The sequence below is a fragment of the Streptomyces broussonetiae genome, from assembly GCF_009796285.1.
Taxonomy (GTDB): Bacteria; Actinomycetota; Actinomycetes; order Streptomycetales; family Streptomycetaceae; genus Streptomyces; species Streptomyces broussonetiae.
On record NZ_CP047020.1, the window covers coordinates 2,302,606 to 2,322,563 of the forward strand.

At 72.4% G+C, this 19,958-nt stretch carries 18 protein-coding genes; 4 read left to right on the plus strand and 14 right to left on the minus strand.

Annotation, left to right across the window (positions count from 1 at the left end; all coding sequences use genetic code 11):
- Positions 1-134: 134 nt before the first annotated feature.
- From pheT to infC, 7 genes are all read right to left on the minus strand, one after another.
- Entirely contained in the window at positions 135-2,657 is a 2,523-nt protein-coding gene (gene pheT / locus GQF42_RS10635) for a phenylalanine--tRNA ligase subunit beta (protein ID WP_158919387.1), read from the minus strand.
- On the minus strand, positions 2,657-3,778 hold the full coding sequence (pheS, locus tag GQF42_RS10640) for a phenylalanine--tRNA ligase subunit alpha (RefSeq protein ID WP_158919388.1): 1,122 nt from the start codon (positions 3,776-3,778) through the stop codon (positions 2,657-2,659). Before pheS ends, pheT begins: the two co-directional genes overlap by 1 nt.
- A gap of 156 nt (positions 3,779-3,934) precedes the next feature.
- Complete coding sequence (locus tag GQF42_RS10645; RefSeq protein ID WP_158919389.1) at positions 3,935-5,098, minus strand: sensor histidine kinase; 1,164 nt, start codon at positions 5,096-5,098, stop codon at positions 3,935-3,937.
- Between the two features lie 50 nt (positions 5,099-5,148).
- Positions 5,149-6,003, minus strand: a complete 855-nt coding sequence (locus GQF42_RS10650) for a TrmH family RNA methyltransferase (protein ID WP_158919390.1) — start codon at positions 6,001-6,003, stop codon at positions 5,149-5,151.
- Between the two features lie 192 nt (positions 6,004-6,195).
- Positions 6,196-6,579 carry a 50S ribosomal protein L20 gene (gene rplT, locus GQF42_RS10655; protein WP_006141703.1) on the minus strand — a complete coding sequence of 128 codons (384 nt, stop codon included), beginning with the start codon at positions 6,577-6,579 and terminating at the stop codon, positions 6,196-6,198.
- 105 nt (positions 6,580-6,684) lie between these two features.
- Positions 6,685-6,879 (minus strand): 50S ribosomal protein L35, encoded by a 195-nt coding sequence (rpmI, locus tag GQF42_RS10660; protein ID WP_003977225.1) that lies wholly within the window; start codon positions 6,877-6,879, stop codon positions 6,685-6,687.
- A 112-nt stretch (positions 6,880-6,991) separates the two neighbouring features.
- Entirely contained in the window at positions 6,992-7,654 is a 663-nt protein-coding gene (gene infC / locus GQF42_RS10665; protein WP_030654735.1) for a translation initiation factor IF-3, read from the minus strand.
- A gap of 358 nt (positions 7,655-8,012) precedes the next feature.
- On the opposite strand from infC, the gene GQF42_RS10675 reads away from it, so the two are divergent.
- Positions 8,013-8,369, plus strand: coding sequence for a DUF1844 domain-containing protein (locus tag GQF42_RS10675; RefSeq protein ID WP_158919391.1), 357 nt, complete (start codon positions 8,013-8,015; stop codon positions 8,367-8,369).
- Between the two features lies 1 nt (position 8,370).
- On the opposite strand, the gene GQF42_RS10680 is transcribed toward GQF42_RS10675, so the two are convergent.
- Positions 8,371-9,102 (minus strand): SseB family protein, encoded by a 732-nt coding sequence (locus GQF42_RS10680; protein WP_158919392.1) that lies wholly within the window; start codon positions 9,100-9,102, stop codon positions 8,371-8,373.
- A gap of 150 nt (positions 9,103-9,252) precedes the next feature.
- Between GQF42_RS10680 and GQF42_RS10685 the strand changes: the two genes are divergently transcribed.
- Both GQF42_RS10685 and GQF42_RS10690 read left to right on the plus strand, forming a co-directional pair.
- Complete coding sequence (locus tag GQF42_RS10685; protein ID WP_158919393.1) at positions 9,253-10,200, plus strand: serine hydrolase; 948 nt, start codon at positions 9,253-9,255, stop codon at positions 10,198-10,200.
- 161 nt (positions 10,201-10,361) lie between these two features.
- On the plus strand, positions 10,362-11,549 hold the full coding sequence (locus GQF42_RS10690) for an alpha/beta hydrolase family protein (protein WP_233273320.1): 1,188 nt from the start codon (positions 10,362-10,364) through the stop codon (positions 11,547-11,549).
- A 22-nt stretch (positions 11,550-11,571) separates the two neighbouring features.
- Here the strand turns inward: GQF42_RS10690 and mycP are convergent, their stop codons facing one another.
- From mycP to GQF42_RS10705, 3 genes are all read right to left on the minus strand, one after another.
- Positions 11,572-12,735: a type VII secretion-associated serine protease mycosin gene (gene mycP / locus GQF42_RS10695; protein ID WP_158919394.1), complete on the minus strand. Its 1,164-nt coding sequence runs from the start codon at positions 12,733-12,735 to the stop codon at positions 11,572-11,574.
- Complete coding sequence (locus GQF42_RS45820) at positions 12,732-14,009, minus strand: hypothetical protein (RefSeq protein ID WP_233273321.1); 1,278 nt, start codon at positions 14,007-14,009, stop codon at positions 12,732-12,734. Before GQF42_RS45820 ends, mycP begins: the two co-directional genes overlap by 4 nt.
- Positions 14,010-14,166: 157 nt before the next feature.
- Positions 14,167-14,604 carry a collagen-like domain-containing protein gene (locus GQF42_RS10705; RefSeq protein WP_158919395.1) on the minus strand — a complete coding sequence of 146 codons (438 nt, stop codon included), beginning with the start codon at positions 14,602-14,604 and terminating at the stop codon, positions 14,167-14,169.
- 271 nt (positions 14,605-14,875) lie between these two features.
- Between GQF42_RS10705 and GQF42_RS10710 the strand changes: the two genes are divergently transcribed.
- Positions 14,876-16,078: an amino acid deaminase/aldolase gene (locus GQF42_RS10710; protein WP_158919396.1), complete on the plus strand. Its 1,203-nt coding sequence runs from the start codon at positions 14,876-14,878 to the stop codon at positions 16,076-16,078.
- Between the two features lie 242 nt (positions 16,079-16,320).
- Here the strand turns inward: GQF42_RS10710 and GQF42_RS10715 are convergent, their stop codons facing one another.
- The 3 genes from GQF42_RS10715 to GQF42_RS10725 are packed head-to-tail and all read right to left on the minus strand — an operon-like array spanning position 16,321 to position 19,893.
- Entirely contained in the window at positions 16,321-17,103 is a 783-nt protein-coding gene (locus tag GQF42_RS10715; RefSeq protein WP_158919397.1) for a 3-oxoacyl-ACP reductase, read from the minus strand.
- Complete coding sequence (locus GQF42_RS10720; RefSeq protein WP_158919398.1) at positions 17,100-18,488, minus strand: aldehyde dehydrogenase family protein; 1,389 nt, start codon at positions 18,486-18,488, stop codon at positions 17,100-17,102. The genes GQF42_RS10715 and GQF42_RS10720 overlap by 4 nt, the downstream gene beginning before the upstream one ends.
- A 46-nt stretch (positions 18,489-18,534) precedes the next feature.
- Entirely contained in the window at positions 18,535-19,893 is a 1,359-nt protein-coding gene (locus tag GQF42_RS10725) for a glutamine synthetase family protein (RefSeq protein ID WP_158919399.1), read from the minus strand.
- Between the last annotated feature and the right edge of the window lie 65 nt (positions 19,894-19,958).

Consider the following 19,958-nt stretch of genomic DNA (forward strand, 5'->3'; position numbering starts at 1 on the left):
CCTCTGCCGGTCAATCCGCATTTATGCAGCTGGTAGTGGGGGTCAAGCGCCCCGAGGGGGTGCGGGGAACCGCACGACCGGCCACGGCAGAGCCGCAGCCGCCGAACAGGAACAGTCCCCGCCCAGGAGGCGGACTAGCCCCTCAGCACCGCGCCGGTCCGCTCGCCCGCGAGAGCAACCGCCGCGTCCCGCGCAGCCGAGGCCTCGTCCACGGTCAACGTGCGGTCCCCGGCCCGGAAGCGGAGCGCGTACGCCAGGGACTTCTTGTCCGCACCCAGCTGCCCGGCGTTCTCGTAGACGTCGAACAGCCGCATGGACTCGAGCAGTTCGCCCGCGCCCTCCCGCAGTGCCGCCTCGACCGCCGCGGCCGGGACGGACTCGTCGACCACGAGGGCGACGTCCTGCGTGGCGACCGGGAACGTGGAGATGCCCGGCGCCTGCGGGACGCCGTCACCGACCGTCTCCAGGGCATCCAGGTTCAGCTCCATCGCGCAGCTGCGCTCGGGCAGCCCCAAGGCCTTGAGGACGCGCGGGTGCAGTTCTCCCGCATGGCCCACGACCTGCTCCGTGCCGTCGGCGACGATCACCAGCTCGGCGCAGCGGCCGGGGTGCCACGGGCCGTACTGGCCCTTGCGGACGGCCAGTTCGGCACCGGCCTCACGGGCGACGGCACGCGCCGCCTCCACCGCGTCGGCCCAGTCCGCCGGACGGCCCTTGCCCCACCAGCCGGCCTGCTCGCGGGCGCCCGCGAGGACGGCGGCGACGTGCCTCGGCTGCTCGGGCAGCACGGCATCGAGCGCGGCGATCTCCTCGTCGGTCGGACGCCGGTCGACGGGCAGGTGCACGGCGGCCCGCTGCGCCTCGCGCGGATGGAAGACCAGACCGGTCTCGAACAGCGCCAGGTCGTGCGAGCCCCGGCCGACGTTGCGCCGCAGCGCACCGAGCAGGCCCGGCAGCAGCGTCGTACGCAGCGCGGGCTCCTCGTCGTTGAGCGGGTTGACCAGCTTGACGACACGGCGGGCCGGGTCGTCGGACGCGAGGCCGAGCTGGTCGAAGACCTGCTCGCCGACGAACGGGTAGTTCGGCGCCTCGACATAGCCCGCGCCCGCGAGCGCACGGCCGACCCGGCGGTGCAGCCGCTGCCGGTGGGTCAGACCGCGGCCCGAGGGGGGCTTGGGCAGCGTGGAGGGCAGGTTCTCGTAGCCCTCGAGGCGGATGACCTCCTCGGCGAGGTCGTTCGGGTCGACCAGGTCGGGCCGCCAGGACGGGACGGTGACGATCAGCTCGTCCTGCCCGTAGACGTCGCAGCCGACCTCCTGGAGGCGGCGTACGACGGTCTCACGGCCGTAGTCGACACCCGCGACCTTGTCCGGGTGGTTCGCCGGAACCGTGATGGTGTGCGGGGCCGAGGGCGCGATGATCTCGGTGACGCCGGCCTCCGCCGTGCCGCCCGCGAGGAGCACCAGCAGGTCCACCGTGCGCTGCGCCGCGGCCGCGGCGGCCTGCGGGTCGACGCCGCGTTCGAAGCGGCGGGACGCCTCGGACAGCAGCTTCTGACGGCGGGAGGTACGGGCGATCGCGACGGCGTCGAAGTGGGCCGCCTCGATGACCACGTCGGTGGTCCCGTTGACGCCGTCCTCGGTGACCTCGTGATCCGCGATCTCGGTGTTGGCGCCGCCCATCACGCCGGCGAGGCCGATCGGGCCGCGGTCGTCGGTGATGACCAGGTCCTCGGCGTGCAGCTTGCGCTCGACGCCGTCGAGGGTGACGAGCTTCTCGCCCTCCTGCGCGCGGCGCACGCCGATGGTGCCCTGGACCAGGGACCGGTCGTAGGCGTGCAGCGGCTGGCCCAGCTCCATCATCACGTAGTTCGTGATGTCGACGGCGAGCGAGATCGGTCGCATGCCGACCTTCTGCAGCCGGCGCTGGAGCCAGATCGGGGAGCGGGCCTCGGGGCGCAGGCCGGTGACCGTGCGCGCGGTGAAGCGGTCGCAGCCGAACGGGTCGGTGACCTGGACCGGGTAGCCGTAGGCGTTCGGGGCCGGGACGTCGATCAGGGCCGGGTCGCGCAGCGGCAGGCCGTAGGCGATGGCGGCCTCGCGGGCGACACCGCGGATGGACAGGCAGTCGCCGCGGTTGGCGGTGACGGCGATGTCCAGGACCTCGTCTACCAGCTCCAGCAGCTCGATGGCGTCCTTGCCGACCTCGGTCTCCGGCGGCAGCACGATGATGCCGTGGGTGCCGTCGTCGCCCATGCCCAGCTCTTCGGTGGAGCAGATCATGCCGTGGGACGTCTTGCCGTACGTCTTGCGGGCGGCGATGGAGAAGCCGCCGGGCAGCGTGGCGCCGGGGAGGACCACGACGACCTTGTCGCCGACCGCGAAGTTGCGGGCGCCGCAGACGATCTCCTGGGGCTCGCCGGTGCCGTTGGCCCGGCCGACGTCGACGGTGCAGAAGCGGATCGGCTTCTTGAAGCCCTCCAGCTCCTCGATGGTCAGCACCTGGCCGACGACCAGCGGGCCCTTGAGGTCGGCGCCGAGCTGCTCGACGGTCTCGACCTCCAGGCCGGAGGGAATGAGCTTGGCCTGGACGTCACGGCCGGTCTCGGTGGCCGGCAGGTCGACGTACTCCCGCAGCCAAGAAAGCGGGACCCGCATCAGATCTCCATCCCGAAGGGCCGGGTGAACCGGACGTCACCCTCGACCACGTCTCGCATGTCTTCGACGTTGTGGCGGAACATCAGCATCCGCTCGATGCCGAACCCGAAGGCGAAGCCGCTGTACTTCTCCGGGTCGACGCCGCAGGCGATGAGCACCCGCGGGTTGACCATGCCGCAGCCGCCCAGCTCGATCCAGCCCTCGCTGGAGCAGGTACGGCAGGGCCGGTCGGGGTTGCCGACGGACTCGCCCTTGCAGACGTAGCAGAGCATGTCCATCTCGGCGCTCGGCTCGGTGAAGGGGAAGAAGTTCGGCCGCAGCCGGGTCTTCATGCCCTCGCCGAACAGGGACTGGACCATGTGGTCCAGGGTGCCCTTGAGGTCGGCCATGGTCAGGCCCTCGTCCACGGCGAGCAGCTCGACCTGGTGGAAGACGGGCGTGTGCGTGGCGTCCAGCTCGTCGGTGCGGTAGACGCGGCCGGGGCAGATCACGTAGACCGGCAGCTCGCGCTCCAGCAGGGAGCGGATCTGCACCGGCGAGGTGTGGGTGCGCAGCACGACGCCGGACTCGGTGCCGCCGCCCTGGCCCTGCACGAAGAAGGTGTCCGCCTCGCCGCGGGCCGGGTGGTCCGGGCCGATGTTCAGGGCGTCGAAGTTGAACCACTCCGTCTCGACCTGCGGGCCCTCGGCGACCTCGTAGCCCATGGCCACGAAGATGTCCTCGATGCGCTCCGAGAGCGTGGTCAGCGGGTGCCGGGCGCCGGCCGGGACACGGTCGTACGGCAACGTGACGTCGACCGACTCCTCGACCAGGACGCGGGCGTCCCGCTCGGCCTCCAGCTCGGTCTGACGGGCGGCGAGGGCCTTGTTGACGGCGCCGCGGGCCATGCCGACACGCTTGCCGGCCTCGGCCTTGGCGTGCGGGGGCAGGGCGCCGATCTCGCGGTTGGCGAGGGCCAGCGGAGAGGCGGGGCCGGTGTGGGCGACCTTGGCCTCGTGGAGCGCGTCGAGGGAGTCCGCGGCAGCGAAGGCGGCGAGCGCCTCGTCCCGCATGCGCTCGATCTCTTCCGGTTTCAACGCCTCGACCTCTACAGGGTCGTACGACTTATTCGGTGCCGACATCTCTTCCCGTACTTCCGATTGGCTGGCGGATGGTCCCCGTCACCGACTCGCGAGGGCCGCGTGAAGGACACAAAGGTGCCAAAGGCCGAGTCTAACGGGGTGGAGGTGTACGAAGAGCCCGCGGGCCGTCAGGCCCACCCGTCTCCCACCACCGCCCTACCCGACCCTTCGGGGCAATTCGAACTCGAACGCCGGGGCGCCCACGGGCAGCGTAAATCGGAACTCGGCGCCGCCGACGGGGGCGCGGCCGACCGTGATGGTGCCGCCATGGGCCTCGACGATGCCTTTGACGATGTAGAGCCCGAGGCCCGTGCCACCGCGTTTGCTGCCCCGCCAGAAGCGGGTGAAGACGCGGTTCATGGATTCCTCCGGGATGCCGGGCCCTTCGTCGCTCACCGTGACCGACGTGCCGGTTTCCTCGCCGTCGCGCGGGGATGCGCAGGGCGTGACGTCAATGGTGACGGTTCCCTCGCCGTGCCGCACCGCATTTTCGATCAGGTTGCTGAGCACCTGGTCGACCTTGTCGGGATCGGCCCACAGGGCGGGCAGCGGTTGCTCGATGCGCAGCAGGAAGCGGTCGGCGGGCTGGCCGGCGGCGACGTAGGCCTGGATGTGGCGGGAGACGGCGGCACCGATGTCGACGGGCTGACGGCGCACCTCGAGCCGTCCGCTGTCGATCCTGGAGATGTCCAGCAGTTCGGCGATGAGGCGGGTGACCCGGTCGGCGTCGGCGTCGACGGTCTCCAGCATCAGCCGTTTCTGGTCGTCGGTGAAGCGTTCCCATTTGGCGAGGAGCGTGGCCGTGAAGCCCTTCACGGAGGTCAGCGGGGAGCGCAGCTCGTGGGCAACGGTGGCGATCAGCTCGGCGTGGCTGCGCTCGGTGCGGCGGCGGGCCTCGGTGTCGCGCAGCGAGACGAGGACGCTGCGGACGGGCCCGAGGGGCTCGGCACGGACGTAGCGGGCACAGACGAGCACCTCCCGGCCGCCGGGCAGCAGCAGGTTCCGCTCCGGCTGCCGTACCCGGATGGCGAGCCCGCCGTAGGGGTCGGTGAGCTGCCACCACCGGCGGCCTTCGAGGTCCTCCAACGGCAGCGCCTTCTCCAGGGGCTGCCCGAGGACGTCCGCGGCGCGTACGGCGGTGATGCGTTCGGCGGCGGCGTTGAAGCGGACGACGCGCCCGTGCTCGTCGGCGACGACCAGGCCGTCGGGCAGCTGGTCGGGGTCGAGACCTGCGTGATCGCCGTTCCGGGACGCGGACGCGTACCGCGCGTCCCGGCCCTCCGGTTCCCCCGGCGCGGTGCTCGTGCCGGCCACACTCATCCCCGTACCCCACCTCTCAGACGGCGCAGGGCCCCGAGCACGTCACCCTACTAGCTCTCGGTGACGGAGCGGCACCCTCCGGAGGCGCGCTGTGCACGGGCCGACGCATAGAGACATACGGCGGCGGCCGTGGCGAGGTTCAGGCTCTCGGCCTTTCCGTGGATGGGGACGCGGACGACGGCGTCGGCGAGGGCGCGCGTCTCCTCCGGCAGCCCCCACGCCTCGTTCCCGAACACCCAGGCGGTCGGCCCGCCCATGGTGCCCTTGTCCAGCTCCTCGTCGAGGTCCCGGTCTCCCGCCCCGTCGGCGGCGAGGATGCGCACGCCTGCGTCCTTCAGCCCCTGCACGGCCCGCTCGACGGGCACGCCGACGGCGACGGGCAGATGGAAGTGGGAGCCGACGGAGGCACGTACGGCCTTCGGGTTGTACAGGTCGACGGAGGCGTCGGTGAGGACGACGGCCTCGGCGCCGGCGGCGTCGGCGCAGCGCAGCACGGTGCCGGCGTTGCCGGGGTCGCGCACGTGGGCGAGGACGGCGACCAGCTTCGGCCGGGCGGCGAGGATGTCCTCGAAGGACGTGTCCAGGAAGCGGCACACCCCGACCAGCCCCTGCGGGGTCACGGTGGTGGAGATGTCGGCGATGACCTCTTCGGAGGCGAGGTGCACCGGGGCCCCGGCGCTGCGTGCGGCGCCGATGATGTCGGCGTAGCGCTCGGCTGCCTCCACGGTGGCGAACACCTCGACGAGGGTCGCAGTGCCCTCACCCCGATGCCCGGCCGCCTCCCTGACGGCCTGCGGCCCCTCCGCGAGAAACAGCCGGTCCTTCCCCCGGAAATTCCGCTTCGCCAACCGCCGGGCGGCGCTCACACGGGCGGACCGGGGGGAAATCAGCTCGGGGGTGGGCATCCTGTCCTTCACCTTCAGAAAGTCTCACTGTGGAGTGCCGCCGGGCTGCAGTATGCCTGGGGGCGCGGGGAACTGCGCCACAAGCCCCCACGGCCCGCAGCCGAAAACGACAGCTGAGCGCCCCAACAGCAGGACCCGCAAGCCCAAAAGCCTGCGGGTCCCGAAGTCACGTCGGCTGAAGCCGGCGCAGCGTCACGCGGCCTTCGGCGCGTTGACGTCCGACGGCAGCGCCTTCTGCGCGACCTCGACGAGCGCCGCGAAGGCGTTCGCGTCGTTCACGGCCAGCTCGGCCAGGATCTTGCGGTCGACCTCGACGTTCGCGGCCTTGAGACCCTGGATGAAGCGGTTGTAGGTGATGCCGTTGGCGCGGGCAGCGGCGTTGATGCGCTGGATCCACAGCTGACGGAAGTCGCCCTTGCGCTTCTTGCGGTCGTTGTAGTTGTAGACCAGCGAGTGGGTGACCTGCTCCTTGGCCTTGCGGTACAGGCGCGAACGCTGACCGCGGTAGCCGGAGGCCTGCTCGAGGATCGCCCGGCGCTTCTTGTGGGCGTTGACTGCCCGCTTGACGCGTGCCACTTGTTAACTCCTTGTAGCGGGGTCGTGGTGGTACTCACACGACCCGGAAACGACTGGGTCCCGGTCCTGACGTGCGGCGCTCAGTGGTGGCGAGCGCCGGTCACGTCACTTGCCGAGAAGCTTCTTGATCTTCGCGGCGTCGCCCGGGGCCATCTCGGCGTTGCCGGTGAGGCGACGCGTGACGCGGGACGACTTGTGCTCGAGCAGGTGGCGCTTGCCGGCGCGCTCGCGGAGCACCTTGCCGGAGCCGGTGATCTTGAAGCGCTTGCTGGCACCGCTGTGCGACTTGTTCTTCGGCATAGCGCCGTTATCTCCTCGTCGGTGGCGCTCCGGTGCCCGGTCGTGAAACCGGGCACGGTGGAGCGTCGCTCTTCTTTCGGTTACATCCACTGGGGACTGCCGTCCCCGGGGATCACGCCTCGGCGGGCTCCTCGGAAGGTGCCTCGGCCTCGGCAGGGTTCTGCGACTTACCGGGGTTCGCCTTCGCCTCGGCCTTGCGGGCTTCCTGCGCCTGCCGGGCCTCGGCCATGGCCTCGGTCTTCTTCTTGTGCGGACCGAGAACCATGATCATGTTGCGGCCGTCCTGCTTCGGGTTCGACTCGACGAAACCGAGGTCCTGGACGTCCTCCGCGAGGCGCTGCAGCAGCCGGTAGCCCAGCTCGGGCCGGGACTGCTCGCGACCACGGAACATGATCGTGATCTTGACCTTGTCGCCCTGCTTGAGGAACCGGACGACGTGACCCTTCTTGGTGTCATAGTCGTGCGGGTCGATCTTCGGCCGGAGCTTCATCTCCTTGATGACCGTGTGCGCCTGGTTCTTGCGCGCCTCACGGGCCTTCATGGCCGACTCGTACTTGAACTTCCCGTAGTCCATGAGCTTGCACACGGGCGGACGGGCGTTCGCCGCGACCTCGACCAGGTCCAGGTCGTACTCCTGCGCAAGCTCCAGTGCCTTAGCGAGCGGGACAATGCCCACCTGCTCGCCACTGGGACCGACAAGTCGCACCTCGGGAACGCGAATCCGGTCGTTGATGCGGGGCTCGGCGCTGATGGATCCTCCTCGGTAGCACCACACGGTTGTCTGGCGGACAGCCGCGTAACGTCTGTGTTCGTTAGACCTAACCGCGCCGAAGCACAAAAAATGCCCCGGACGATCACAGGCGGGGCTCCAACGACTACCGGAGCACCGCCGCGGTGACCGCGGGGCGCACTTTCGGGCGACTCCATCGTCCGTACGGAACGATGGTGGCCGCCTGACCGGGTGACCCGCCGCCCCAGGGGGACGGTCAGGTGGGAGATCGGAGCCTCCACTTGTGGGCCGGGTGCTCTGGTGTTGGCAGGGCATGTCCGGCCGGTCGTCAACCAGGTTAGCAGGATCGCTTGACAAGGCCTAATCGGGAACCCGTAATCGGGAACCGCTTAGGGTGTGGGGCATGAGTGAGACCCCTCCTGAGAACCCCGACTTCGACGCGATGACCCGGGACATCGCCGAGGTCCCCGCCGTCGAGGTGATCGTGACGGTCGCCGTCAATCTGATGAGCGCCGCCGCCGTGAAGCTCGGGCTGAGCGAGGAGGGCGAGAAGTACAAGGACCTGGACGAGGCCCGCAAGCTGATCACCGGTCTCGCCGGACTGCTGGACGCGAGCGCGACCGAGATCAGCTCCTTCCACGCGGCCCCGCTGCGCGACGGCCTGAAGTCGCTCCAGCTGGCCTTCCGCGAGGCGTCGATCGTCCCGGACGAGCCGGGCCAGGGGCCGGGCGAGAAGTACACCGGCCCGGTCTACGGCTGACTCATTCCTTCATGTACAGGGGCTCGCCCGGAGGCGTGGTCCCGGCCGGCAGCAGTGCCAGGTCGAGGCCGCGCACCAGGCGGGCCCTCAGTGTTTCGTCGGCCGCGAGCCGCTCGGCGACCGTGCGGGCGGCCTGCGCGGGCGCCGCGGCCGGGTCGAGCACGAGGGCGAGGGTGCCGTCGGCCCGACCCGGTCCGAGGTGGGCGCGCAGCACGGCGGGCTCCGCCGCCACGGCCTTACGCACGGCCTCCAGCACGGCCGGGTCGGTGAGCGGGTCGGTGCTCGTGCGGCCCTCCGCGAGGGCGAGCAGCGCCGGGCCGGTCAGCTCGAACGGCACGGGCCCCGCGAGGTCCAGCACGACCGTGTCGGCCTTCTCGTGGGCGGCGGCCTGCAGCGCCTGGTGCAGGGGTACGGCGACCGGGCGGGCCGCGGGGTCCCAGCGGGCGAGTGCGGTGGTGGAGGTGAAGGCGGGCAGCGCCGTGCGGTGTCCGGCCTTCAGGGTGGGTACGGCCATGTCGCTGGTCTTCTCGCGGCGCAGACCCTTCTCGTCCTCCTCGACCTCGCCGAGCACGGCGACGACCGGGACGAGCAGACGGGCGCCCTTGAGTGCCTCGAGGACGGGCTCGAGGGCGCCGCGGTCCTCGGCCCAGGCGGCGAGCGCGGCGCTCAGCCGGGGGTCGGCGGAGCCGTCGTCGTCGGAGAAGCCGGGGTCGGGAATGTTCTTGTTCGCCACGGTCACCGACCCTATCGGGGGCAGCCGGCCGGGCCGGTGCCGGGCCGGGAACCCCGGTGGCAGCGCTTTCACGGGAATCTCAGCCTTCGCTGACCGGGATCTCACCCCGGTCCGACGCGGCGCACCGTGCGCGCCCCGAGCATCGCGGCCATGGAGTCCACCAGAGCCCGCCGGGGCCGTCGCAGGCGCCCGTCCCGGCGCCGTCCGCTGCTGTACACCGCGCTCGCCCTCGTCGCCGTGACCGGGGTGACGGCCGGGGGCACGGTCTATGTGAAGGCGCGGGCGCGCACAGGGGCCGCGGCCGTATCGTCGGCGGCGACGCCCTCGGCCTCCCCCTCGGCCGGGGTGAGCGAGGAGGCATCGGTGACGAGGCCGGCGGTGGACCGGAACGCGCTGCTGAGCGAGGCGATGGACGCGGTGAGCGTGCCGTCGGGCGCCGAGGTGTCGGCGGCCGTGCTGGCGATGGACTCCGCCGAGAGCGCCGGGTACGGGACGGCGGCCTTCGACGCGGCGAGCATCGTCAAGGTGGACATCCTGGCCGCGCTGCTGCTGCAGGCGCAGGACGCGGGCCGGCAGCTGACGGCGACGCAGAAGGCGTACGCCACGAAGATGATCGAGAACAGCGACAACGACTCCGCGACGCAGCTGTGGCACGCGATCGGCCGGGCGGACGGCCTGGACGCGGCCAACGAGCGCTTCGGGCTGACGGCGACCTCTGGAGGCGACGGCGAGCTGTGGGGGCTGACCCAGACCACGGCGAAGGACCAACTCGTACTGCTCCAGCAGGTATTCGGGGACGCATCGCAGCTGAGCGCGGCCTCGCGGTCGTATGTCCAGGGGCTGATGGAGTCGGTGGAGACCGGCCAGCAGTGGGGTGTGTCGGCCGCGGCGGACGACAACTCCACCGCCCTGAAGAACGGTTGGCTCGCCCGCAGCACCACGGGACTGTGGGACGTCAACAGCATCGGGAAGGTGACCGTGGACGGCACCGGCTACCTGGTGGCGGTGCTGTCCAAGGGCACCGGGAGCCGGGCGAGCGGCATCACGCTGGTGGAGGCGGCGGCGAAGGCGGCGGTGTCGGCGTTCACTGCTGCGTGATCGGCGCGCCTCGGTAAGCGATCGGTGTGAACCGGAAAATGATCCAGATCTGGACGCCAATTGACCTAGAATTCAAGGAACTTGACGATGAGCAGGCTGGTCCATGGCGCCATCTTTACCGTTGTGTCGAGCGCCTCGCAACCGGCCACGGAAGGAACGCAGTGCCTCCCGTACGCCCAACTCGCCGATCCCTCATAGCCGGTGGCCTCGGAGCCGTCGCCACAGCGGCCGTTCCGCTGTCGCTGTCCACGCCCGCGGCGGCGGCCGGTCTCATCCCCATCCGGCTGGCCGGGCCGACCGGTCCCGCGCCGGTGGGCGCCGTAGAGCTGCACCTGGTCGACTCGTCGCGGACCGACCCCTGGTCGGGGCAGGCGCGCGAGGTGATGGTGACCGTGACGTACCCGGCCGCCGACGTCCGTGACCGCGCGGTGCTGCCGTGGCTGCCGGCGGGCGCCGAGCGGGCGCTGAAGGCCCGCTTCGGGGGCGCGGTGGACGGCTACGCGCTCCCCCGGACGCACAGCGCGGACCGCGCGCCGGTGCGGCCGGGACGTCGTCCGGTGCTGCTTCACTCGCCGGGCCACCAGGCGGACCGCACCTTCAACACGCTCCTCATCGAGGACCTGGCATCCTGGGGCTATGTCGTGGTCGCGGTCGACCATCCCTACGACTCGGGCGAGGTGGAGTTCCCGGACGGCCGTGTGGTGGGCACTCGCCCCGACGACGGGAGCCTCGAGGCCGTCACGGCCGCGGTCGCCGTGCGCGCCGCCGATCTGCGGTTCGTCCTCGACCAGTTGGCCGTGCTGGACCGGGGCGGCAACCCGGACGCCGAACGGCGTCCGCTCCCGCGCGGGCTGCGCGGCACGCCGGACCTGACACGGGTGGGCACCTTCGGTCACTCCCGGGGCGGCGCCGCGTCGGCGACCATGATGTACCTGGACGAGCGGGTGCGAGCCGGCATCGACCTGGACGGCGGCCTTTTCGGGCCGGTGGTCGAGCACGGCCTCGACCGGCCGTTCCTGCTGATGGACACGGCGATCTACGACGGGCTGAACCAGGACCCGAGCTGGCCCCCCTTCTGGGCGCACCTGACCGACTGGCGCCGCTGTCTGCGGCTCGCCGACGCCGACCACAACTCGTACACCGACATCGTGGCCCTCGCCCCGCAGGTGCCCGAGCCGGTGCGCAGGACGCTGCAGGCCGGCACGATCCCAGCCGACCGGGCCGTCGCCGCCGTAAGGGCGAGCGTGCGGGCCTTCTTCGATCTCCAGCTGCGCGGCCGTCCGGACACCGGGCACCTGCTGCGGGGCGCTTCGCCGCGCCATCCGGAGATCCTGTACATCGCCGGTTAGCGACCCGCTGCCCCGGACGCCCTCAGGCCGCGCTCCGCCTGCGCCCCCGCCACAGCACCACGCCCGCCACCAGCAGGACCCCGCCGGTGCCGCCGGCCAGGGGGCCCGCCCAGTCGGCGGGCGAGGAGGTGGCCCTGGGGGCGTCCGGTCCGGCGCCGAAGTACTTCTTTGCGTACGAGGCCGCGTGCAGGCTCTGCGGCCGGATGCGGTCGGCCGCCTTGAGTGCGGCCGCCGGGTCGATCATGCCGAAGCCCCGGGAGTCGTCCCGTCCGCCGACCGGCGCGTCCTCGGCGGTGTCCTCCAGGAGCTTCTTGATCTGGGCCGGGCTCAGCGTGGGGTGGGCGGCCTTGACCAGGGCCGCCGCACCGGAGACGAAGGCGGAGGCGGCCGAAGTGCCCCAGCCGTCGTAGTACTTGTGGTCGGGGTCGGCGATGACCACGTCGACGCCGGGCGCGCTGACCGTGGCGTACCAGCGGCGGGTCGAGAAGGAGGCGCGGGTGCCGTAGCGGTCGACCGCGGTCGCGACGATGACCCCGGGGTAGGCCGCCGGGTAGGAGATGTGGTCGCCCTTGTCGCCGCCGTTGCCCGCGGAGGCGACGACGACCACGCCCTTCTTCAGGGCGTACTGGACGGCCTCGTCCTCGCTCGGCTCGGGGTGCGCGGAGTTCGAGTCGTCGCCGAGGGAGAGGTTGATGACGTCGGCGCCGTGGTCGGCGGCCCAACGGATGCCGTCGGCAAGGGCGTTGCCCCGGACGGTACGGGCCTGGGTGCGGGCGGGGTCGCCGTCCTCCAGGATCACCCGGACGGGCAGGATCTTCGCCTCGGGGGCGACGCCCATGACGCCGGCGGAGCCGCCGGGTCCGTGTCCGTGCCCGGCGATGATGCCGGCCATGGCGGTGCCGTGCCGGGCCCAGGAACGGTCGCCCCGCTTGGCGCCGAAGCCGATCATGTCCTTGCCGGGCAGGACGTTTCCGGCGAGGTCGGGATGGTCGTCCTCGACGCCGGTGTCCAGGACGGCGACGGTGGCGCCCCGGCCCTTGGTGGTCTGCCAGGCCTCGTCCAGACGCAGCGCGTCGAGCCCCCACTGCTGGGCACGGATGCCGTCGGCGTGGGCCGCGGCGCACGGCAGCAGGGTGAGGGCGCCGGTGAGCAGCAGGCTCAGCGCCGCTCCGGCGGATCGCTTCATGAAGGTTTCTCCGTGGCCGTGCCGAGGTGCTCGCGCAGGCGCCGTTCGATGCGGTCGGCCAGGCCCTGGGCCTCGTTGCCGAGGCCCGCCTGGGCGGGTGCGGTGGTGGCGCCGGAGCTGACGGCGTCGGCGGCGGGCTGGGGCGAGTCGACGCCTCGGCCGTCGGCCCAGCCGGAGACGGCGTAGGCGACCACGGGGGCGTCGGTGAGGACGGAGACGGTCCAGGAGGCGCGCTGTTTGTCGCCGAAGGCGGCCGCGACGCTGCCCTCGGCGGCGTACGGCCGGGGCATCAGGTCGGTGCGCCGGTCCAGGCGCTCGGTGCGGAAGCGGGTGGCGAGCGCGGACATGGCGGCGGGGTCGGCCTTGGTGAACAGCAGGCCGACGGTGGTGACGTAGCTCTGTGTGGCGTCGGTGTACGTGGCGCGCAGCAGGCGCTGGCAGCCGAGCGGGGCGAGGACCTTCTGCAGCAGCGGGTCGAAGGCGTGGGCGCAGCCGCTGTCCGGGGCGACGGCGACCCTGGTCCAGGTGCGGTCGGCACCGCCGGGTCCGGCGCCGACGCCCTCGACGGTGGTCGGGAACAACTGGTCGACGGGCACGCTGTGCCAGAGCGCGGCGGCGCTGGTGAAGTGGTCGACGGCGGCGGCGTCCCCGCCGTCCCCGGTGAGCAAGCTCCCGGCCACGGCACCGCCGATGAGGCCGACGCCGAGCACGAGGCAGGCGGCGGCGACGGCGGTACGGTGGCCCACCCGGTGCCCCTTGGTCTCGGTGAAGGCCTCGGGCTGCCCGAACGACACGACGGGCCGCGCGGTCGCGCCGGCGACCCAGGACAGCGCCGGGTCGGGACCGGAGTCCGGTGCGGGCGGACCGACGGGACGGGCGGGTGCCAGGGGGCTCCAGGCGGTGCCGTCCCGCGTGGGCGTCGCGGGGGCAGGGGCGGCACCGCCGCGGCGCTCACCGCCCGTCGGGGCAGGGGCGGGCGCGGCGTCGGGGCGCCGGGTCCGCGGGGAACCGGGAACCGGGCGCAGCCGGGCGGTGGTCTCCGACGCCGTGGCCTGCGGCGCCGTGGCCTGTGAGGGACGTACGGGGCGAAGCCGGGCGGTGGTCTCGGACGAGGTCTCGGCCGGGGCTGCGCGCCGCTGCCGTCCCGTGCGCGGCGGCGCGTCGGGAAACCGCGCCGAGGCGGGCGGCGGAGGCGGACTCACGGAGGCGGTCCCCTCGGGCACCACGGACTTCTGCCCGCCGTCGCCGCCCTCGCTCCCCAGGCCGTCGCGCACGGCGCCCCCGGCGGACGTCCGGGAAGGCGGCGGGGTGAACACCGAAGGCTCGTCGTCGGGGTCGTCGACCGGGGCCGGGTCGGGCAGCCGGGCGCCGACGGGGCCGCCCGTCGCCGCCGGACGCGGCGCCCCGGCCGGACCGGACGGACGCGGTGCCTCAGCCGGCCGACCGGCCGGATGCGACGAACGCGCCCCACCGGACGCACCCGTCGGACACGCCGCACCTGAGGAGCGCGGGGAAGCCAACGGGCCCGGCGAGGGCGAAGGACTCGCGACAGCCGACGGCCCGGGCGAGACGGACGGGCCCGGCGAGGCCGACCGGCCCGGCGAGGCCGACCGGCCCGGCGAGGCCGACCGGCCTGGCGCCGTCGAGAGGCCTGGCGCGGTCGCGGGGCGTGGCGGCACGGGCGGAGCCGACTGTCCCTGCACCACAGCCGGGCGCGGCACAGCCGACGGCCCCGGGGACGCCGACGGGCCGGGAGGAACCGGCGGGTGCGGTGAAGTCGGCGCGGCCGATGGTGGGGCCGACGGACGTGGAGGCGGAGTCGACGGGCGTGGAGGGATGGGGACGTGGCGCGCTTCCGTGCTCATGCACCCCCCGTTTCCCCATGCCCGGGCCGTCTTTCACGTACGCGGGCCGTTCCACCGTTCGGCCGCACCCGGCACGGAAGCTCCGTTGCGGGCACGCATACCCGTACGGCCGGACCGGCATCCTGGTTCAGCCGAAGCGGCCGGGCGCGTTCCGCCGTACGTGCGCGTCACTCTACGGGTTGTCCCGGAGAGAAAGAGAACCAGTCCGCGGCCCCGTGGCATCTGCCCGGTACGTCCCCCTACCCTGCGGTAATCCTCTCTGGCAGGCTTCCGTCATGACTGCGCGCGCCGCTGACCGGGCCCGTTACGACCGGGCCACCGCCCATCTCGACGCCCCTCTCGCGATCGTGGATCTGGATGCCTTCGACGCCAACGCGGAGGATCTGGTCCGCCGGGCCGCCGGCAAACCGGTCCGGGTCGCCAGCAAGTCGGTTCGCTGCCGGGCCCTGCTGGAACGGGTTCTGGCCAAGGACGGCTTCCAGGGCATCATGTCGTTCACCTTGGCCGAATCGCTGTGGCTTGCCCGGTCCGGTTTCGAGGACGTCCTGCTGGCCTATCCGTCCGCCGACCGCACCGGCTTCGCGGAACTGGCCGCCGATCCCAAGCTCGCCGGTGCCGTCACCGTGATGGTGGACGACGTCGCCCAGCTCGACCTCATCGACGCGGCCCGCGAGGGCGGCCGTGAACTCATCCGTGTGTGCCTGGAGTTGGACACCTCACTGCAGCTGCTGGGCGGCCGGGTCCGGGTCGGGGCCCGGCGCTCTCCGCTGCGCTCCCCCGCCCAACTCGCCGACCTGGCACGGACGGTGGCCCGACGGCCGGGTTTCCGGCTGGTGGGGATCATGGCCTACGAGGGGCACATCGCCGGCGTCGGGGACTCCGTGGCCGGGCGGCCGCTCAGGTCGCGGGCGATCCGGCTGATGCAGGCGACGGCCCGCCGCGAGCTGGCGGAGCGGCGGGCCGCGGTCGTGCGTGCGGTCCGGGCCGTCGTGCCCGACCTGGAGTTCGTCAACGGCGGTGGCACGGGCAGTGTCCAGCACACCGCGGCCGAGGACTCCGTGACCGAGATAGCGGCCGGTTCGGGGCTGTACGTGCCGCGGCTCTTCGACAACTACACGTCGTTCACCGGCCGTGCGGCGGCCCTGTTCGCACAGCCCGTCGTACGGCGGCCGGGCGTGGGGGTCGTCACGGTGCTCGGCGGCGGCTATCCGGCCTCCGGCGCGGCCGGCGGCGACCGGCTGCCGGTGCCGTATCTGCCCGAGGGCCTGAGGTACGACCCGCAGGAGGGCCCCGGCGAGGTGCAGACCCCGCTGCTGGGCTCGCCCGCCGACGATCTGCTGATCGGCGACAAGGTGTGGTTCCGGCACGCCAAGGCGGGCGAGCTGTGCGAGCGGTTCGAGGCACTGCAGCTGATCGAGGGGGACGCGGTGACGGCGACCGTGCCGACCTACCGCGGCGAGGGGCGCACCTTCCTGTGAGCCGCGCCGCTCGGCAGGCCGCGTCCGCGGGCCGCGTCCGGTAGGGCGGGCCCGAGCGTGCCGTCGGCGCGGGACCGGACCCGGTCGACGGGCTCGGCGCCCGCCGCGACCCAGGCGTACTGCAGGACCGTGCGCCGGTGGTTCCTGCGCCCGCGGCGGTGCCGCAGGCCGCCGCGCGGGCCCGGTCGGCGACAGGCGCCGGCCGGGCGCTGGTGTCCGGCCGGCCGACGCTGGTGTCCGCCCTAAAGTGGCGTGACGTACGCGCCCGCGATTCCGCCGTCCACCAGGAAGTCACTGGCGTTGACGAACGAGGAGTCGTCGCTGGCCAGGAAGGCGACGGCGGCGGCGATCTCCTCGGCCTCGGCGAACCGGCCGAGCGGGATGTGCACCAGGCGGCGTGCGGCGCGCTCGGGGTCCTTGGCGAACAGCTCCTGGAGGAGTGGGGTGTTGACCGGCCCGGGGCACAGGGCGTTGACCCGGATCCCCTCCCGCGCGAACTGCACACCCAGCTCGCGCGACATCGCGAGCACGCCGCCCTTGGATGCGGTGTACGAGATCTGGCTCGTGGCAGCGCCCATCCGCGCCACGAAGGAGGCGGTGTTGATGATGGAGCCCCTGCCCTGGCGGCGCATGTACGGGATCGCGGCCTTGCAGCACAGGTAGACGGAGGTGAGGTTGACCTCCTGGACCCGCTTCCAGGCCTCCAGACCGGTCTCCAGGATGGAGTCGTCGTCGGGCGGGGAGATGCCGGCGTTGTTGAAGGCGACATCGACGCTGCCGTAGGTGTCGTACGCCGTCCTGAACAGCGCCTCGACCTGCTCGGGGTCGGTGACGTCGGTCTTCACGAACAGTCCGCCGACCTCGTCGGCGACGGCCTTGCCGCGGGCCTCGTCGACGTCCGCGCAGACGACGTGGGCCCCCTCGGAGGCGAGCCGGCGGGCGGTGGCGAGGCCGATGCCGCTGCCGGCTCCGGTGACGACGGCGGTACGGCCGACCAGGCGGCGGCAAACAGTTTCTGCGGTCACTGTGCGGGGCCCTCCGTGCTGGGGGAGACGTTGCTGATGAAGACGTTCTTGGTCTCGGTGAAGGCGGTCAGGGCGTCGGGGCCCAGTTCGCGGCCGAGGCCGGACTGCTTGTAGCCGCCGAACGGGGTCCAGTAGCGAACGCTGGAGTGGGAGTTGACGGACAGGTTGCCCGCGCGGACGGCCTGGGACACCCGCAGGGCGCGGCCGAGGTCCCGGGTCCACAGGGATCCGGAGAGGCCGTAGGGGGTGTCGTTGGCGAGGCGGATCGCGTCCTCCTCGTCGGTGAAGGGCAGGAGGACGGCGACCGGTCCGAAGATCTCCTCACGGGCCGCCTCGCTGTCGTGCCGTTCGCCGGTGAGGACGGTCGGCGGGAACCAGAAGCCGGGGCCGTCGGGGGCGCTGCCGCGCAGGGCGGGGGCGCCCTCGGGGACGTACGACCGTACGCGGTCCAGTTGCCGGCGGGAGATCAGCGGGCCCATCTGCGTCTTCTCGTCGGCGGGGTCGCCCACGACCACGGCGGCCAGCGCACCGGCGAGGAAGTCCCGGGCCTGGTCCAGCACCGCCTCCTGGACCAGGATGCGGGTGCGGGCGCAGCAGTCCTGGCCGGAGTTGTCGAGGAAGGAGAAGGGGTCGAGGGCGGCCTCGAGGTCGGCGTCGGCGAAGACGACGTTGGGGCTCTTGCCGCCGAGTTCCAGGGTGACGGGCTTGACGAGCTTCGCGCAGCGCTCCATGACCTCGCGGCCGGTGCGGGTGGACCCGGTGAACACGATCTTGGCGACGTCCGGGTGGTCCACCAGGGCGCGTCCGGCGGTGTGGCCATGACCGGGCAGCACCTGGAGGACGTGCTCGGGCAGGCCCGCCTCCAGGGCGAGTTCGGCGAGGCGGAGCGCGGTGAGCGGGGTGGTCTCGGCGGGCTTGAGGACGACCGCGTTGCCGGCCGCGAGGGCCGGGAAGGAGCCCCAGGCGGCGATGGGCATCGGGAAGTTCCAGGGGGCGATCACGCCGACGACGCCGAGCGGTTCCTGGAAGGTGACGTTCCAGCCGCCGGGCACCGGGATCTGCCTGCCGATGAGGCGTTCGGCGCCACCGGCCGCGTACAGCAGCAGGTCGCGGGCGTTGCCGGCCTCCCAGCGGGCGTTGCCGATCGTGTGGCCGGCCTCGCGGACCTCCAACTGGGCCAGTTCTTCCAGGTGGTTGTCGACGGTGTCGGCGAAGCGGCGCAGCAGCCGGGCCCGGTCGGCGGGAGCGAGGACGGCCCATCGGGTCTGGGCGCGTGCGGCCCGTACGACGGCGGCGGCGACGTCCTCCTCGCGCGCGGCGGGGACGGTGGCGACGACCTCTTCCGTGGCGGGGTTGAGGACCTTCAACTCGTCTGAGTCGGACACGAATTGACCTTTCCGGGGCTGGTTCACAGGCGGTCGCGGGAACGGCTCACAGGCGTTCGAAGGAGCGGCGCAGCTCCCAGTCCGTGACCGCGGCGTCGAAGGCCTCCAGCTCGACGCGCGCCATGTTGCGGTAGTGGGCCACGACCTCGTCGCCGAAGGCGGCCTTGGCGATGGGGCTGTTCTCCCAGAGTTCGGCGGCCTCGCGCAGGGTGGTCGGGACGTGGGCGAGGTCGGCGGTGTAGGCGTTGCCGGGGCAGGGTTCGGGGAGTTCGAGTTTCTGCTCGATGCCGTAGAGGCCGGCCGCGACGAGACCGGCGACGGCGAGGTGGGGGTTGACGTCTCCGCCGGGCAGGCGGTTCTCGAAGCGCAGGGAGCGGCCGTGGCCGACCACGCGCAGGGCGCAGGTGCGGTTGTCGTGACCCCAGGCGACGGCGGTGGGGGCGAAGGAGCCCGGCTGGAACCGCTTGTAGGAGTTGATGTTCGGGGCGTAGAGGAGCGCGAAGTCGCGCAGGGCGGCGAGCTGTCCGGCGAGGAAGTGCCGCATCACCTCGGACATGCCGTCACCGTCGGCCATGACGTTGCCGCCGTCGGCGTCCGTGAGCGAGAGGTGGATGTGGCAGGAGTTGCCCTCACGCTCGTTGTACTTGGCCATGAAGGTGATCGAGACGCCCTCCTGGCCGGCGATCTCCTTGGCGCCGGTCTTGTACAGCGCGTGCTGGTCGCAGGTGACAAGGGCCTCGTCGTAGCGGAAGACGATCTCGTGCTGGCCCGGGTTGCACTCGCCCTTGGCGGACTCGACGGTGAGGCCTGCACCGGCCATGTCGTTGCGCAGCCGGCGCAGCAGGGGCTCGATGCGGCCGGTGCCGAGGATCGAGTAGTCGATGTTGTACTGGTTGGCCGGGGTGAGGCCGCGGTAGCCCGCGTCCCAGGCCTGTTCGTAGGAGTCCTTGAAGACGATGAACTCCAGCTCGGTGCCGACCTGGGCGGTGTAGCCGAGTGCGGCGAGCCGCTCCAGCTGGCGGCGCAGGATCTGGCGGGGCGCGGCGACGACCGGGGAGCCGTCGTTCCAGGCGAGGTCGGCGACGAGCAGGGCGGTGCCGGGGTGCCAGGGGATGCGGCGCAGGGTGGCGAGGTCGGGGCGCATGGCGAAGTCGCCGTAGCCGCGCTCCCAGGAGGACATCTCGTAGCCGTCGACGGTGTTCATCTCGGTGTCGACGGCGAGGAGGTAGTTGCAGCCCTCGGTGCCGTGGTGCAGGACCTCGTCGAGGAAGAAGCGGGCGGCGAACCGCTTGCCCTGGAGGCGCCCTTGCATATCGGGGAAGGCCAGGACGACAGTGTCGATCTCACCACTCACGACGAGGGCGTGCAGTTCCTCGACGCCGAGCGGGGGTGTGCGGTCTGCCACGGGAGAGCCTCCTTCGGCGCCTTCGCGCTTTTTCGGCCGGGCCGGGAGCCATAAGGTATTGCTCA